The sequence below is a fragment of the Olleya sp. NP1-10 genome (genome assembly GCF_055804415.1).
Window position 1 is genome coordinate 3,148,918 of sequence record NZ_CM147840.1, and the last position, 17,470, is coordinate 3,166,387.

At 32.9% G+C, this 17,470-nt stretch carries 13 protein-coding genes and 1 pseudogene; 1 reads left to right on the forward strand and 13 read right to left on the reverse strand.

What is annotated here, in order from left to right:
* Window positions 1-25: 25 nt before the first annotated feature.
* From AC0L4B_RS14835 to AC0L4B_RS14870, 8 genes and pseudogenes are all read right to left on the reverse strand, one after another.
* Window positions 26-727 carry a sulfite exporter TauE/SafE family protein gene (locus AC0L4B_RS14835; RefSeq protein ID WP_473437614.1) on the reverse strand — a complete coding sequence of 234 codons (702 nt, stop codon included), beginning with the start codon at window positions 725-727 and terminating at the stop codon, window positions 26-28.
* Complete coding sequence (locus AC0L4B_RS14840) at window positions 727-1,173, reverse strand: FixH family protein (RefSeq protein ID WP_473437615.1); 447 nt, start codon at window positions 1,171-1,173, stop codon at window positions 727-729. Before AC0L4B_RS14840 ends, AC0L4B_RS14835 begins: the two co-directional genes overlap by 1 nt.
* 11 nt (window positions 1,174-1,184) lie before the next feature.
* Entirely contained in the window at window positions 1,185-2,609 is a 1,425-nt protein-coding gene (gene ccoG / locus AC0L4B_RS14845; RefSeq protein ID WP_473437616.1) for a cytochrome c oxidase accessory protein CcoG, read from the reverse strand.
* Window positions 2,610-2,619: 10 nt separating this feature from the next.
* Window positions 2,620-3,588 (reverse strand): cbb3-type cytochrome c oxidase N-terminal domain-containing protein, encoded by a 969-nt coding sequence (locus AC0L4B_RS14850; RefSeq protein WP_473437617.1) that lies wholly within the window; start codon window positions 3,586-3,588, stop codon window positions 2,620-2,622.
* Complete coding sequence (locus AC0L4B_RS14855) at window positions 3,585-3,776, reverse strand: cytochrome c oxidase subunit IV (RefSeq protein ID WP_028291035.1); 192 nt, start codon at window positions 3,774-3,776, stop codon at window positions 3,585-3,587. The genes AC0L4B_RS14850 and AC0L4B_RS14855 overlap by 4 nt, the downstream gene beginning before the upstream one ends.
* A 6-nt stretch (window positions 3,777-3,782) precedes the next feature.
* The gene (gene ccoN / locus AC0L4B_RS14860; RefSeq protein ID WP_473437618.1) at window positions 3,783-5,981 is read right to left on the reverse strand and encodes a cytochrome-c oxidase, cbb3-type subunit I; all 2,199 of its coding nucleotides are present in this window, start codon (window positions 5,979-5,981) and stop codon (window positions 3,783-3,785) included.
* A gap of 12 nt (window positions 5,982-5,993) precedes the next feature.
* Window positions 5,994-6,179, reverse strand: a complete 186-nt coding sequence (gene ccoS, locus AC0L4B_RS14865; protein WP_473437619.1) for a cbb3-type cytochrome oxidase assembly protein CcoS — start codon at window positions 6,177-6,179, stop codon at window positions 5,994-5,996.
* Between the two features lie 217 nt (window positions 6,180-6,396).
* Window positions 6,397-8,768: pseudogene (locus AC0L4B_RS14870) on the reverse strand (heavy metal translocating P-type ATPase).
* Window positions 8,769-8,878: 110 nt separating this feature from the next.
* Between AC0L4B_RS14870 and AC0L4B_RS14875 the strand changes: the two are divergent.
* The gene (locus tag AC0L4B_RS14875) at window positions 8,879-9,556 is read left to right on the forward strand and encodes a Crp/Fnr family transcriptional regulator (RefSeq protein WP_473437620.1); all 678 of its coding nucleotides are present in this window, start codon (window positions 8,879-8,881) and stop codon (window positions 9,554-9,556) included.
* A gap of 72 nt (window positions 9,557-9,628) precedes the next feature.
* On the opposite strand, the gene AC0L4B_RS14880 is transcribed toward AC0L4B_RS14875, so the two are convergent.
* Genes AC0L4B_RS14880 through AC0L4B_RS14900 form a run of 5 tightly spaced genes read right to left on the reverse strand, consistent with a single transcriptional unit; the run spans window position 9,629 to window position 17,468 of the window.
* Window positions 9,629-10,411, reverse strand: coding sequence for a glycoside hydrolase family 16 protein (locus AC0L4B_RS14880; RefSeq protein WP_473437621.1), 783 nt, complete (start codon window positions 10,409-10,411; stop codon window positions 9,629-9,631).
* Window positions 10,411-12,711, reverse strand: coding sequence for a beta-glucosidase BglX (gene bglX, locus AC0L4B_RS14885; protein ID WP_473437622.1), 2,301 nt, complete (start codon window positions 12,709-12,711; stop codon window positions 10,411-10,413). Before bglX ends, AC0L4B_RS14880 begins: the two co-directional genes overlap by 1 nt.
* A 2-nt stretch (window positions 12,712-12,713) precedes the next feature.
* Window positions 12,714-14,351, reverse strand: a complete 1,638-nt coding sequence (locus AC0L4B_RS14890) for a glycoside hydrolase family 16 protein (protein WP_473437623.1) — start codon at window positions 14,349-14,351, stop codon at window positions 12,714-12,716.
* A gap of 12 nt (window positions 14,352-14,363) precedes the next feature.
* Window positions 14,364-15,971: a hypothetical protein gene (locus tag AC0L4B_RS14895; protein WP_473437624.1), complete on the reverse strand. Its 1,608-nt coding sequence runs from the start codon at window positions 15,969-15,971 to the stop codon at window positions 14,364-14,366.
* 30 nt (window positions 15,972-16,001) lie between these two features.
* The gene (locus tag AC0L4B_RS14900) at window positions 16,002-17,468 is read right to left on the reverse strand and encodes a RagB/SusD family nutrient uptake outer membrane protein (RefSeq protein WP_473437625.1); all 1,467 of its coding nucleotides are present in this window, start codon (window positions 17,466-17,468) and stop codon (window positions 16,002-16,004) included.
* Between the last annotated feature and the right edge of the window lie 2 nt (window positions 17,469-17,470).

Here is a 17,470-nt window from a genome sequence, read left to right on the forward strand (position 1 = left end):
AAATTTCCGCGAAAGCGTTATTATTTTAATGGCAATCTATAGCGCTACTAACCATTTCTACGACAGGTGTTGGAGATAGATAAGGAATACCAAGACCTAAGCCACGTAAAATAAATAAGAGACCAATAATGACTATAAACACAGGGATGGCTTTTTGAATACGTTGTTTAACTTGTGCATTTAAAAATTTACCTAAGTAAATAGCTGTGGTCATTAAGGGTATGGTACCTAATCCAAAAAAAGACATATACAAACCGCCTTGCCATGCTGTACCTGTTGCTATGGCTCCAAAAACTGCCATGTAAACTAATCCACATGGTAAAAAACCGTTTAAAAAACCAATGGTTAAAAAGGTGTCTGCTGTTTTCTTTTTTAAGGCCTGTCCCATTTGTTTTTTTACAAAACCTATAGCTTTGTAAATAGGTTTTACTATAAAATTTTGACCTATTTTTTTATATGGAAATACAATCACAACTATCATTAACACACCAATTATGATGGATAATTTTTGTTGTAATCCAAATATATACAAGCTTTTACCTATTAGCCCGAAAATTAGCCCAATAATAGTATAGGCTAATAAACGACCAATGTGATAAGCTGTGATTTGTGATATTTTTTTAATTGAATTACTTCTGTCAACAGGCAACATAAAGGCTATTGGACCACACATACCAACGCAGTGAAAACTTCCTAATAATCCAAATATGAATGCTGTAAGTAACATTAGTATTGTATTTGATCTTTAAACATATAGTTATTGTTGTTGTAAGACCAGTCTATTTTAAGGTTCCAACGACCATCTAACAAACGATTGTCAGGTATGAGCAAAGTGTGGTTAGACAACAAAATTGTGGTATTGAAGTCTAATTGCTTATTAGATGGTCTGTATAGGAACACTTGTCCTTTTATTTTTTTATAATCTAACTCTTTAGGAAAGTGTATTTGCATACCTTCTGGTGTTTTTTCCCAGGTTAATTTAGATGCTAAAGTTTTAGCATTTTTTTCTTTATTAATATCGTTTTGATATTCTAACTCTTGCTTGTAATAATTATCATTTACCAAGTCATGATCTAAACTTTTGTCTGTATTCATGGCTATTACAAAGTACATGATAAAGCTTATAAATAATATAAATGCTATTACGACTGCTGTTCCCCAATTTAATTTCATAATACTGTATTTTAATTATAGCTTCTTGGTCCTAAAAAGTTAACTGTTGTGGTTTCTATTAATTTTTGACCACTATAAACTTGTATAGTTAATTTGGTTTTATCTCCTTTTAAATCGTTTTCATTTAACTCTATAAACAACGTTCCTTCTGCTAATCCTTGCTCAGGAACCACAAAACTATGGTCTGTAGATACTAATTTGATAGTACCTTGGTAGTCTTGTAATTTAAAGCTAACATTTTCAATTTGTTGTGTTGTTTTATTAACTAATTTATAGGTAAAGACGTTGCTTATAATGTTATTTTCTTTATGCTCGTACAATTGACCTGGTAACCTAAGTACTCGTGCTTCTACATCATTACGTAATTGAAGCATTGCAAATAATACACCTGTTAATATGACCAAAACTACTATGTATGCTTTAAGGCGTGTTGTGAGTTTAAAAGGTTCTTTTTTCTCTATATTATCTTCGCTAGCATAACGGATTAACCCTTTAGGCAATCCAACTTTATCCATAATTGTATCACACTCGTCAATACAAGCTGTACAATTAACGCATTCTAACTGTGTTCCGTTTCTGATATCTATACCAGTTGGACATACATTAACACATTGCATACAATCTATACAATCTCCATGTCCTGAAGCTGCTCTGTCTTCGTTTTTACGGAATTTTTTTCGACCGTTATCTCCTTCTCCTCTTTTATGGTCATAAGCTACTATTATAGATTTGTTATCTAAAAGTACACCTTGTAAACGTCCATAAGGACAAGCAATAATACAAACTTGCTCTCTAAACCAGGAAAATACAAAGTAGAATAAACCAGTAAATATTAATAATGGAAATAATGTTGATAAATGCTTAAAAGGACCTTCTGTTACATAATTTAATAATTTATCACTACCAATCAAATAGGCTAAAAACACATTAGCTATTAAAAATGAAATAATAACAAAAATGGTATGTTTTAAAATTCGTTTTCTTATTTTTTGAGGTGTCCATTTAGAGCGTTTAAGTTTCATTTGTGCACCTCTGTCTCCATCTATCCAATATTCAATACGTCTAAATACCATTTCTAGAAATATAGTTTGAGGACAAATCCATCCACAAAATATACGCCCAAAAGCAACAGTAAATAAGGTTATAAAGACAACACCAATAATCATTGAGATTACAAATAAGTGAAAATCTTGAGGCCAAAACGGAAATCCAAAAATATTGAAACGACGCTCTAAAACATTAAACAGTAAAAACTGATTACCATTAATTTTAACAAATGGAGCTGCAAATAAAAAGGCTAATAAAACATAACTTACAATTTTCCTGTAGTCGTAAAACTTACCACTTGGTTTTTTAGGAAAAATCCAAGCGCGTTTACCGTCTTCATTTATTGTTGCTATCGAGTCTCTAAAACTCTCGTTATCTGGAGCTTCCATTTGTTATAATTTAATCATTCATTGAAACAGAATCTTCTATTTCTAAATCCTCTGTTGTTTCAATTGTTTCGGTTGGTGTGGTTGTATCCTCTGTACCTTCTGGTTGCCAAATATCTCCTTCTGGATCTTTAGGACTTGCTGGCGTTGTACCTTGTAAAGACAATACATAACTTGCTACTTGAGCCATTTCGACTGGTTTTAACCCTTCTTTTTTCCAAGATATCATACCTTTTCCTGATCGACCTCCTTCAGATATTGTTCTAAACACACTTTTAATGTCTCCTCCTAAAATCCAATATTTATCTGTTAGATTTGGTCCAATTCCTCCTCCTCCATCAGCCATGTGACATGCCACACAGTTAGCTCCAAATATTTTCTTACCATTTGATAAATCTGCAGCATCTGTTAGTAAAACAACCGAGTTTACATCTACTAAGTTTTTGGCAGTCTTTTTATAAGCTTCAATTTCAATTTTAGCTTGAGCATACTCATTATCCAATTCTTCATACTGAGTATCTGAGCTTCCTGTAACATGAAAATTAAATAAATAAATTGCTGCAAAAACCATTGATGCATACCAAGAATATAGCCACCAAGGCGGTAAATTGTTATCCAGTTCTTTTATTCCGTCATAATTATGATCTAAAATAATTTCGTGTTCTTCCTCTATAGGTGTTTCGTCTCCTTTAAGTTTAGCATATATAGCTTTAAGCTTTGTAAACTGTGGCACTTTTGCAGCATTTGCTATGTAACGTGCTTTACCTGCTTCGTCTAAACTTTGGAATAATACGCTTTCAATAGCACCAACAATACCTTCAATTGCAATTAATACAAATAGTATTAATAGTAAAAACAACATTATTATTGGATACTCTAAAAAAGCAGGCTTATCACCAGAGTCTACAAAATACTCTACCATTCCGAAGATGATAAAAAACACTACAGGAACTCTGATGTATGATGGGAATAAATTTTTCATATTTCGGTTTCGTTTTGGTTATCTAATTCTAATGGAATATTACTCACTTTAGTGATGTAGTCTTTTTTGGCAGTAATAACCCACCAAAAAAGTACTACAAAAAAGCCAAAGAATATAAGTAATGAAAGGATTGGATATATCTCTACACCTGTAATACTTTCTAAATGATTTTTCACAAATTTTAACATGATAGTTTAGTTTTGTACTGTTGTTTCTTCTTCTGTTTGTTCTACTTTAATATCTGTTCCCAGACGTTGCAGATAAGCTATTACAGCAACAATCTCTCTGTTTCGCATTTCTACAAAATCATCTCCACCTTTTTTCTTACTAGCTTCATAAGACTTTGCAAAATCAGGATCTGTATATAAGTTTTTCTCTATTTGTGTTCCTTGTGCTAACATTTCTGCTTTAGCATTAGCAATATCTTCTTCTGTATATGGTACACCTAAAGACACCATAACTCTCATTTTATCTTCAATTTGTGACTTATCTAAGGTATTATTAATTAACCATTTATAAGAAGGCATAATCGAACCTGAAGAGGTACTTTGTGGATCGTACATGTGGTTAAAGTGCCAGTTATCTGAGTACTTTCCTCCTATACGATGTAAATCTGGTCCAGTACGTTTACTTCCCCATAAAAACGGATGATCATACACAAACTCTCCTGCTTTACTATACTCGCCATAACGTTCTACCTCACTTCTAAAAGGACGTACCATTTGCGAGTGACACCCAACACAACCTTCACGAATATAAATATCGCGTCCTTCTAATTCTAAAGGCGAATAAGGTTGAACACTGCTAATTGTTGGAATATTAGATTTAACCATTATAGTTGGTACAATTTGTACCACACCACCAATTAAAATAGCTATCGTTGCTCCAATTGTCAATCTAATTGGTTTACGTTCTAACCATGTGTGCCATCCTTCTCCAGCGACACGTTTTTTAGACACACGTTGTAATGCAGCAGCTTCTGCTAGCTCATCTTCAACAGTACTTCCTTTTCTTATAGTTTGAATAACATTAAATACTAAAATCAACATTCCTGTTAAATACAACGTTCCTCCAATAGCACGCATCCAATACATTGGTATGATTTCAGATACTGTTTCTAAAAAGTTACCATAAACTAAAGTTCCATCAGGATTAAACTGTTTCCACATACTAGCTTGAGTAAATCCAGCAACGTACATTGGTAATGCATACATGATGATACCTAACGTACCAATCCAAAAATGTAGATTAGCTAATGCTAAAGAGTATAATTTTGTTTTAAATAATTTTGGTACTAAATAATAGATCATACCAAAAGTTAAAAACCCATTCCATGCTAAAGCACCAACATGTACGTGTGCAATAATCCAATCTGTAAAGTGTGCAATTGCATTAACATTTTTAAGCGATAACATTGGACCTTCAAATGTTGCCATACCATAACCAGTAATAGCCACAACCATAAATTTAAGTACAGGATCAACACGCACTTTATCCCAAGCACCACGAAGTGTTAATAATCCATTTATCATTCCTCCCCAAGAAGGCATTAATAGCATTACCGAAAAAGCAACTCCTAAATTCTGAGCCCATTCTGGTAAAGCTGTGTATAATAAATGGTGTGGTCCAGCCCAAATGTATATAAAGATTAAAGACCAAAAGTGTACAATAGATAGTCTATAAGAGTAAACAGGTCTGTTAGCTGCTTTAGGTACAAAGTAGTACATTAATCCTAAAAACGGAGTCGTTAAGAAAAATGCAACCGCATTATGACCATACCACCATTGTACCAAGGCATCTTGTACACCTGCGTAAACCGAGTAACTTTTCATTCCTGTAAAACTTACAGGCATTTCTAAACTGTTAAAAATATGTAAAACTGCTACTGTAACAAACGTTGCTATGTAAAACCAAATCGCAACATATAAATGACGCTGACGACGCTTAAGCATCGTACCAATTAAATTAGCTCCAAAAGCTACCCAAATTAAAGCAATAGCAATATCAAAAGGCCATTCAAGCTCTGCGTATTCTTTAGAAGTAGAGTAACCTAACGGTAATGTAATAGCAGCACCAACAATAATTAACTGCCAACCCCAAAAATTAATATTACTTAATAAGTCGCTATACATTCTAGCCTTAAGCAAACGTTGCGTCGAGTAATACACTCCTGCAAAAATAGCATTACCAACAAATGCAAAAATTACTGCATTAGTGTGTAACGGTCTTAAACGACCAAAGCTTAGCCATGAAATCCCATCAGTCATGTTTGGGAATAAAAACATGAACGCTAAAATAAGTCCTACAAGCATACCTACAACTCCCCAGAGCATAGTAGCATAAAGAAACTTTTTAACGATCTTGTTATCGTAATAAAATTGCTGCATTTCCATAATTAATTGTGATTAGTCTTTTTTATTGTTTTTTGTTAGTGTGTGTTTGCTTTTAACCAATTCGTCATCAAAAAGCATACGTACAGATGGTGTATAACCATCATCAAATTGTCCATTTTTAACAGCCATTATAAACGCTGCAAAAAAGCCTATTGCCACTATGACACTGACCGTAAGTAAAATATAAATAACACTCATACCATTAGAAGTTATGTTACAAAAGTAAATTAGAAGGGCTTTTTAAAAGATGACATTTATCATGTTTAAGCAGATTTATCAAAAAAAATTAAGATTATTTTAAGATTGTTTTTCGCTGTCGCGGAAATACAGCCATAAGTCATTTTTCATACCGAAACTTATGCCTTAACACTAATAGTTTATTCAATTAATGGAGACTGTTTTTCTACTTTAAAACCTACTGCAATCGTCGTCCAATCCAATTGGTAGCTAATGTTGTAAACACAACAATACTAATAGAACTTAAAGGCATTAAGATAGCAGCAATTACAGGAGCTAATTGACCAGTTACCGCAAAATATAATCCCACAACATTGTAACAAAAAGACAATACAAAGCTCCATTTTATAATTTTTATAGCGCTTTTAGAAGCCTTAATATATTGATCTAATTGATTAAACTTACTTGCATCTAAAATGGCATCACAAGCAGGTGAAAACACATTAACATTTTCGGATATAGCAATCCCAACATTACTTTGCGCCAACGCTCCTGCATCATTTAAACCATCTCCAACCATTAACACCTTTGCACCTTCAGATTGATGGTATTTAATATACTCGAGCTTATCATCTGGTTTTTGATTAAAAAGTAATTTTGTTTTTACTGGAAGTAGTTTTTTTAAGTTTTCTAATTCGCCTTCATTATCTCCAGAAAGAATGACTAAATCATAATGCTTTTTTAAAGTATTAAACAACTTAGACAAACCTTTACGGTAACTGTTGTAAAAAGTAAACTTCCCTTTATAATTATTATTTGTACTGATATGTACAGCTGTATTAAGCAAAGCTGTTTCGGTTTTAAAACCAACAAAATTAGCAGACCCAATTTTAATGTGATCCGTATTGTGTGATGCTTCAATGCCTTGCCCTAAATGTTCTTCAAACGTATCTAAAGTAACAATAGCATTTTCTTTTAAAATATCGTATAAACTTCTACTTAAAGGGTGATTAGATCCTCTTAAAGTATTTTTAAGTAATGTTTCTTCGGTTTGGTTTAATGGTAAACCTTCATATTGAGCATCACTTTTTTTGTTAGAAGTTATGGTTCCCGTTTTATCAAAAATTAATGTATTAACATGAGCTAATTGCTCTAAAACTGAGGCATTTTTTAAGTAGAATTTTTTCTTACCTAAAATACGCAACAAGTTTCCGAAGGTAAAAGGTGCAGATAAAGCAATTGCACAAGGACATGCAATAATTAAAACCGCTGTAAATACATTTAAAGCTTTACTATTATCTAAAAACAACCAAATTACAGTAGCGATAAAGGCAATACTTAAAACTGCAATTGTAAAGCGTTTACTAATTGCGTTGGTCAAAGTTGTAAAACCATCCTCTTTGTTTTTATTAAACACATCATTACTCCATAATTGCGTTAAATAACTTTGTTCAACAGACTTGATAGCTTCCATTTCTATAACACCTGAGGTTTGCTTACCTCCTGCAAATAGTTTATCTCCTGATTGTTTTTTTACCGCTTCAGACTCACCTGTGACAAAGCTGTAATCTATTTTAGCGTTTCCGTTAATTAAAATACCATCAACAGGTATCAACTCTTGATTTCTTATTAAAAGACGATCTCCTTTTTTAATATCATATACCTGAACAGGTGTTTCTAAACCATTGGTTATTTTAGTAATTGCAATAGGGAAATAGGATTTATAGTCACGCTCAAAAGATAAAAAAGAATAGGTTTTTTGCTGAAAAAACTTTCCTAATAACAAAAAGAAAACTAATCCCGTTAAACTGTCAAAAAAACCAGAACCAAGGTCTAATGCTATTTCGGCAGTACTTCTTATAAATAAAACAACTATACCAAGTGCAATAGGAATATCAATATTTAATATTTTGGTTTTTATTGCTTTGTATGCAGACACAAAATAATCTTGAGCTGCATAAAACACTACAGGTAATGAAAAGGCAAACATTACCCATCTAAAAACATGTTTGTATTGTTCTAACCAAAACTCGTTAACCTCAAAATACTCCGGAAACGACAAAAACATAACATTCCCAAAAGCAAAACCTGCAACACCTAGCTTGTAAATTAAACTTCGGTTAACATTTTCTAGTCCTGTTTTATAATCGTCTAAACTTATGTATGGCTCATATCCAACAGAACTTAACAGAAGAACCAATTGTTTAAGCGAAAACGCTTCGGTATTGTAAGATACTCTTACTGTTTTTTTCCAAAATTAACTTGCGATAAGGTAATGGCTGGATTTAATTTATTTAGGTTTTCTAAAATCCAAATACAAGAACTACAGTGGATATGCGGAATGTAAAGTGTTACAATCTGAGTTTTATCGTCTGAAAACTCGACTAACTTTTCTATAATTTTATCTTGAGATAAAAAATCATATTTACCCTCTATTTCTTTTGGAATAGCTCCTGGAGAGGATTGTAAATCATAATAACACGTTAGGTTACTTTCTGATAAAATCTCATAAACTGTTTTACAACCTTGACAACAAAACGGTTTGTCTTCTAAAATAATAGTGGTGTCGGTACAATTATCTCCACAATGATAACATACTTTAATATCCATAATTTGCTCTTTTTACCTGTAACAAAGGTTACATTTTAAGCGCTTTTATTATATGATATTTGTCATGTTAGATATTGCAAACTTTTGGTAAACTTCCAACAAATTAAGGTATGAGTAAATGTGAACAATGTATTGTTAGGCAATTTAACAGTTTAAGAACCCTAACTAAAGAAGAGTTAATACGTATATCAGACTGTAAAACAACTAAAACCATTAAAAAAGGAGACGTCATATTTGAAGAAGGTGATGTTTTAAATGGAATTTATTGTGTGAGGGAAGGCGTTTGTAAAATGACTAAACTTAGTGAAAATGGGAAAGACCAAGTTGTAAAATTAGCCATTAAAGGAGGTTTGATTGGCCAACGTACATTGGTAAGCGGTCAAACAGCTAATTTAAAAGCTGTAGCTTTAAATGATATGCAAGTCTGTTTTATACCTAAACAAGAAATTTTAAATAATTTACAAACTAATGTTGAGTTTTCAATGGATATTTTAAAGCGTATGGCTTTAGATTTAAAACATGCGGACAATAGTATTGTAGATATGGCACAAAAAACAGTAAAACAACGTTTAGCAGAAACATTATTATACGTTTATGATAATTTTGGAATTGATAAGGATGGATATTTATCTTTAACACTCTCTAGAGATGATTATGCAAGCATCGTTGGTACAGCTACTGAAAGTGCAATTAGAATTTTATCTCAATTTAAAAAAGAAGGTTTAATAAGCACTAAAGGCAAACAAATTAAAATTGAAAATTTAGAAGCTTTAAAACATATTGAATAACACCTTTTAAAAACAAAAAGAGGATGCAATATAACATTACATCCTCTTTTATTAATAGTTCTTAGGGTAGCACTATTCTGGACTAGATACTTTTATATAATCTATAACAAACTGTTCAGGAAAAACGGTATCGTCCACTTCTGGACCACCAAAATTCCCGCCAATAGCTAAGTTTAAAATTAGATAAAAAGGTTTATCAAAAGGCCAGGTCTGATCATTTTTAATTTCTGGAGAGAAGGTATACAATAAAACATCATCGACATAAAATGCAATAGCATCTTTTGTCCATTTAGTTTTATAATTATGAAACCCTTCTTCTATATTTTCAATTTTAGAAATTTTAGTATTTACAGACTGACCATGACTGTCTGGCGTGTGTAATGTCGTATGAATTTGATTAGGCATTTTACCTACATATTCTAAAATATCAATCTCTCCACAAGCAGGCCAAGTATTGGTATCTATGTCACTACCTAACATCCAAAATGCTGGCCACAAGCCTTTACCTAAAGCTAATTTTGCTCTGACTTCAACTGTACCATATTGAAATTGGATTTTATCTTTAGTCGTAATTTTACCAGAATAATATCCAGTAGAATCTTTAGTTGCTGTTATAAAAAGCTTACCATCCTTTACTTGTACGTTTTGTTTGGTATAGATTTGTCTTTCGTTATTTCCCCATCCACATAAACTAGGACATCCATCTCCAAGATCATAATTCCAATGGTTCAAATTTAATTGATCACCTTCAAACTGTTCTATAAAACTAAAAGTTTCAGTTTTTTCATCCTTGTTTTTAGCCTCTTTACATGACCAAAATAGAAGTACAATTAATATAAGTTTTAAAAATTTCATTATAGCTTAAATTTAGAAGTTAAACTTGCGTTAGAATCTCCTCCAACATAAACTTCAAAATCGCCTTCTTCTACTAAATATTGTCCTTGATTATCAAAAAAACCAAGCTCTGCTTCAGTTAAGGTTAACTGTACTGTTTTGGTTTCATTTGGTTTTAATTCTAATAATTCAAAGCCTTTAAGTTCTCTCACAGGTCTTGTAATGCTTGCAAAATTATCTTTAACGTATAGCTGTACAACTTCTTTACCTTTTACGTCACCAGTATTGGTTACATCAACAGTGACTGTTACTTTTTTATCTTTACTATACGTGTTAGAAACTTTTAAATTAGTGTAGTTAAAAGTAGTATAGCTTAATCCATAACCAAACGGATATAATGGTGTATTAGCTACATCTTGATAATGAGACCAAAATACGACATCTTTACCAGGTAAGGTTGGACGTCCTGTATTTTTGTAATTATAATAAATTGGTACTTGGCCAACATGTCTAGGAAATGTCATTGGTAATTTACCACTAGGATTATAGTCTCCATACAAAATTTGTGCTATTGCATTACCACTTTGAGTACCTAATTGCCAAGCCTCTACAATTGCAGGAATGTTTTGATCTGCCCAATTAATAGCCAATGGTCTTCCGTTATTTAAAACTAGAACAATGTTTTTATTGACTTTATAAATAGCTTCTAAAAGCTCTTGCTGAACACCTGGTAAACCTAAATCTGTTCGACTTCTACCTTCCCCACTTTGAAAACCATGTTCACCTAAAACCATCACAACAACATCTGCTTTTTTGGCTGTTTGAATAGCTGTATCAAACTCTGAAGTATCTGTAGTATTGATTTTAACTTCAAAAGCAAACTCGTTTTTACCAATAGAAACATCTGCTCCTTTTGCATAAGTCACTGTATTGCCTGTATATTTATTTAAACCTTCTAAAACAGACACAGCAGTTTCATCTTTTGCTGCTATACGCCAACTTCCTAATGGACTAGTTTTATCTGAAGCTAAAGCACCAATTAAAGCTATTTTTTGTCCTTCTTTTTTAAGAGGTAAAAGGTTGTTTTCATTTTTAAGTAAAACAATAGACTTTTTAGCCATATCTAAAGCAGCAGCATGTATTTCTTGGCTACCTATAACTTCTTTTTCTCTTGATTCGTCTAAATATTTATAAGGATCTTCAAATAATCCTAATTCAAATTTTACGCGTAAAATACGACGTGCAGCATCATCAATATATTTAGGATCTACTTTACCTTCTTTAACTAAATTAGCTAACTCTTCGACATATAAATAAGATTCCATGTCCATATCAGATCCTGCATTAACAGCTAACTCTGCTGCATGTTTACCATCTTTAGCATGACCATGAGCAATCATTTCTGTTATAGATCCCCAATCTGAAACAATAAAACCATCAAACTCCCATTCTCCTTTTAAAATATCACGTTGTAAATGTTTATCTCCCGTTGCAGGAATCCCGTTAAGCTCGTTAAACGAATTCATAAATGTCCTAACTCCAGCATCTTTAGCTGCTTTAAAAGGCGGAAAAATTATATTATTTAAAGTTGAAGTTCCAACATCTGCAGTATTATAATCTCGACCAGCTTCTGCAAAACCATAAGCCGCAAAATGTTTTGCACAAGCAACTATTGAATTATGTGTTGATAAATCATCACTTTGAAATCCTTTAACTCTGGCAACAGCAATTTTAGATCCTAAATAGGTATCCTCACCTGCACCTTCCATTACACGTCCCCAACGTGCATCTCTTGAAACGTCAACCATTGGAGCAAAAGTCCAATTTATTCCTGCTGCAGAAGCTTCTTTAGCTGCAACTTCTGCTGATTTTTTGATAGCTTCTAAATCCCAACTTGCAGACTCAGCCAAAGGTATTGGGCTTAATGTTTCATAACCATGAATAACATCAAAACCAATAATTAAAGGAATCCCTAAACGGGTTTCTTCAACCGCTATTTTTTGAACTGCTTTAACATCTTTAACTCCTCTAACATTAAGCATTGATCCTACATAACCTTTACGTAAATGCTCATACTTTAAGGCTTGATCTCCATTTTCAGGAACTGGTCCAGTAACGTCCCAAAATCCATTATACTGATTCATTTGCCCTATTTTTTCTTCAAGGGTCATTTTAGACAGTAATTCTGAAACTTTATCTTCTATATCTGAAGCTTGTGATGTATTATTATCATTTTTAGCTAAGCCTTTCTCATTATTTTCTCTACAAGAAAAAATAAGAAGACCTACTATAACTAAAATAAAATATTTATTTATTTTCATATTTATTGGTAAACTCTTATATAATCAATTTCCATAGAATCTTCTGTAAAAGCAGGATCAATATCACCTCCTAAAGTACCTCCCATTGCGACATTTAAAATGAAAAAGAAATTATCATTAAATGGTAAGGTATCAGAATTAATTACAGTATGGAAGACTTCATTATCAACTACAATTTTAATCACGTCTGGTGTCCACTCTACAGTATAATTATGGAATTCTGATGTAGATGTTTCAACTGTAGTTGAACTTCCATTTGCATTCCCTCCAGACATACCTGGATAATGTAAAGTCCCTAAAGTTGTATTTTTATCTTGACCTGTTTGTTCCATAATATCAATCTCGCCAGAGTTTGGCCAACCAACCGTTTCAAAGTTTGCACCTAACATCCAAATTGCAGGCCAAGTTCCTTGCGCTGCAGGAAGTTTTGCTCTAACTTCTACTCTACCATAAGTAAATTCATATAAGCCTATAGATTTTAGACGTGCAGAAGTATACGATCCTCCTTCAGCTTTAGCTGTAATTTTCAGGTTACCACCTTCTACAATAACATTGTCTGAGCTATTTGTATACGTTTGCGATTCATTGTTTCCCCAACCATTATCTCCTGTTCCTAAATCATAGGTCCAATTATCAGGATTTGGAGCTCCATCTACATCAAACTCATCTGACCAAACTAAATTATTATATATTGTCTGAAGCTCGTCTGAAACACCTTCTTCTTGAGAAGTTATTATAAACCACCAATCAAACTCGCTATTACCATCAGTAGTTCTGATGGTTAATTCATTAGGATTAGCTCTATCAAAAATTTCATATCTATGGTTACCACCTGTATAGTATCCAATAAAACCTAAACCTGATAAATTAATAGTTTCAACTCCACCTGGAGCTGTAATTACCCACGTTTCAGAATAATCTTGGTAAGGATAATTTTCGATATCTGCTCCATTTGGTGTTTCACTGTGTGGACCTAACTCATTAACTAATGGATCACGTCCAAAAATAGTTCCTGAAGTATCAGTAGCAGGATCATCGTTGGTACTATTAACAATGTGGGTAAATGTACCATCTTCGTTAAAAATAAAACGATCGTCGTACATTCCAGTTGCCGATTTTTCTCCTGGAGCAGCTCCATACCATTCTGCTGCAATCTCACCTCCTACAGGTCCTAGTCCAAAATGACTTTGCTTTTCGGATTTTATTCTCCAAGTTTTAGAACCGTCTCCAACTAAAGCCTCTAATAAATCTGCTGGAGCAGAATATGTCGCTAAAACTTCGACATCAATCGTACTTGTTGTAGATACACCACCTGTACCATAAGCTACTACAGTTACAGTGTATGTATTAACACCTAAATCTGAAAATGTAAAACTAGTAGTTCCTGAAGGTGCATTTTGTTGTACGGTTCCAAAACCATATTTATAGCTTAGAGCATTGTCTGCTGTTGTTGTAAAATGTACCAATCCACTACCATCTCCATTAGGATTAGACGCATCTTGACCAACTATTGTTGCTGTAACAACAAGATTACTTGGCGCTACTATGTCTCCAAATGTTTGATCTTCTTCTTGACAAGCAAAAACAAGCGTTAACATTAAAGTTAGTATACTAAAATTATATATTATTCTTTTTTTCATTTTAACTTTATTTTAGTTTGTTAACATTATATCATCAAAGTAATAGGTATCATCGTTACCATTGGCTCCAAAATTTGGAAAAATCACTATGGTATCATACGACTCTGATGTACTAAATCCTGCTCCTGTTGTTAAGTCGAATGTAAGCTCTTCCCAACCATTAGTTACTGTTGACACTGCATCTACTTCTACAACAATTGTAGGGTTTCCGTTTGCATCTGGAGTTGAATTTGAATCTTCAAATTTAAATCTGAACGTTGCGCCTGCTGTTGAAGACCATACTTTCATTTTAACTATTGTTCCGTTTGAAAAATCTACTGCTCCATCTAAATCCATTGAAGCTCCTGCCCAAACTTGCGCACCTGCTGTTTTAGTTAACTCTAAAACATTAGCACTTGTATTTATTCCGGAAGCATCAGGATTAGCAATAACTGCAGCTGGAATAGGTCCAAATCCTGCATCACCAAATCCTGTCCAAGTGTAAATTAAAGTTGAATTTTCAAAATCTAGTGGTAAACTTGGTACTGTAGAAACTTCTGGTTCTTTATAGAAATAAATATTATCTAAAAAAACAGTTCCTGAACCTTCAAACTTAAACTGATGCAAATCGTTTACACTTAAACCTTGATCTGTAAAATCTGATACAGGTATGTCAAAACTATTCCATTGATTAGCCACTAAAGTCTTTGTTACCTGTTGTTCTCCAGAAGCGACACTTATAGGATAAATTTCTATTTGAGTAGCGTCTGTTGTCCAAACGTCTATATGCAACATTTCCATTGCAGACGCATCTACTTCTTCTCCATATTGAATACCTTGATAATTTAAATTACCATATTTAATAGTTAAATCTCCAGCGACATCAACCTCTTCAAACGTTGTTTGTTGTCCCCAATTTGGATAAAAATCTGTTCCTTCAATATTTGTATAAGCTCCTGAATAAATTGAAATAACATCCTCAGGTTGTCTAGAAGGTGCTGTTGGTGCTGAAACTAAAGGTGCTAAAATCTCTGTAACTTCAAAATCCTCAGTGTATGATATAGTTTCTATTGCACCACTATTTGCTGTAACTGTTATTGTATAAACACCTGCTGCATCGTATACAAAAGACGTTGTTTCACCAATAGTATTAGTAATGACGGTACCTGAAGCATCTCCAAAATCGACATCATAAGATATTGCAAAATCAGCTGTAGCAGTTACATTAACTTGTCTAGAAATACCAGGATCATTCTGGATAGATACCACTAAGTTTTCTGGTGCTTGAAACGACACAACAATTGTTTGTACTGCTGTAGTCGTTTTTCCGTTAATACCTGAAGCTGTAATTACTATTTCATAAGTACCTTCTGCATAGGTATGCTCGGTACTTTCTCCTGGATTCAATTCTCCTGAGTCAGTTGCTGATCCATCACCATAATTAACTATAAATTTAGCTACGTTTTCTCCTGTAGGTATAATAGTTACTAAACCAGAATTACCTTGAGTAATTGTTACCACAGCTGCAATATTAGTTGGTGCTGCCAATGTACTAACATCTGGTAAATCGTCATCTTTTTCACAACCAACAAAGGCTGTTATAATTAAGAATAAACTTAGAATGTATTTGAAATTTTTCATATTCTATTTTGTTATTAATTTATATACTTTTTAATAACCAGGATTTTGAGCCCAGCGATTACCTGTTAGTTCTATTTCAATTTGAGGAATTGGAAATAATTCATTTTTTCCTGTTACAAAACCATCAATTTCTGAAGCAGCACGACCTGTTCTTACTAAGTCAAAAAAGTGATGTCCTTCTCCTACTAATTCTACACGACGCTCATGATAAATAGCTTGTGTTAATGTACTTCCTGTTGACGTTATATTATGATCCATGTCTCCAAAAGCACGTTGTCTTACTAGGTTAAGATAATTTTGAGCTCTATCATCTGCAATGGCTCCTCTGTTTAAAGCTTCGGCAGCCATTAATAAAACATCTGCATAACGAATAGCTCTGTAATTATTAGGATTTGTTAAATTTTGATCACCAATATTAGAGTCTCCTTGACGTGCAATATATTTTCTATTGTAATATCCAGTGTGCTCATTACCTGTGCTATAAGTTGCACCTGTTGATGCTGCCCAAGCTTCTATATCTAATATTGCTGTATCAATTCTTGGATCATCGCTTTCAAACTGATCTACAACCTCTTGGGTTGGGATATTAAAGCTGAAACCTGAATCAAATTCTGGACCATCATAATTACGTATACCATTAAAACCGACAGCTACATTACCTTCACTACACTGTAAACATTCAAAACCGGCTCCTTCTAAATCTGAATATTGCACTTCAAAAACAGATTCGATGTTATTTTCATTATCATTTTCAAAAATGGTTGAATAATCTGCTACTAAGTCGTAAGGTCCTGAGTTAATTAAATCTTCTAATACTAAAGCTGCATCACCAAATTTTTCTTGAAATAAATAAACTTTACCTAATAATGCTTGAGCAGCACCTTTAGTTATACGTCCTATTTGTGATTGTACATAAGGTAAATTATCTGAAGCATACATTAAGTCTAACTCGATTTGAGCATAGATTTGTTCTTTTGGTGTTCTATCTACATCAAATTGATCTCCAAACAAAAAACGTTGGTCTACAATTAATGGCACATCACCAAACCATTTTACTAATTCAAAATAATAATATGCTCTTAAAAATTTTGCTTGAGCTATGACATTTTCTTTACCTGTAAAATCTGTTTTGTCTTGAAACTCTAAAATGTAGTTTGCACGATTAACACCAGCAAACATCCAACCCCAAATTGAGCGTAACTGCTCGTTATTGGGTGTATGTATCATATCATCTATTTGCTGAATACCAGGTGTATCTGTAGCACTTTCTCCTCCTGCTAATGTGTTATCTGAGGCTATTTCGCCTAACATAACATTTAAATAAGTGGACTGTAATAAGTCATAAGCACCTATTAATGCATTTTGATAATCTTCTTCAGAGTTGAAATAATTTTCTGAACTTTCATTTTGTGATTCGACATCAACAAAATCATCACTACATGATACAGTTAAAAATAATGTAACTATGAGTAGTATTGTAAATTTAATATTTTTCATTA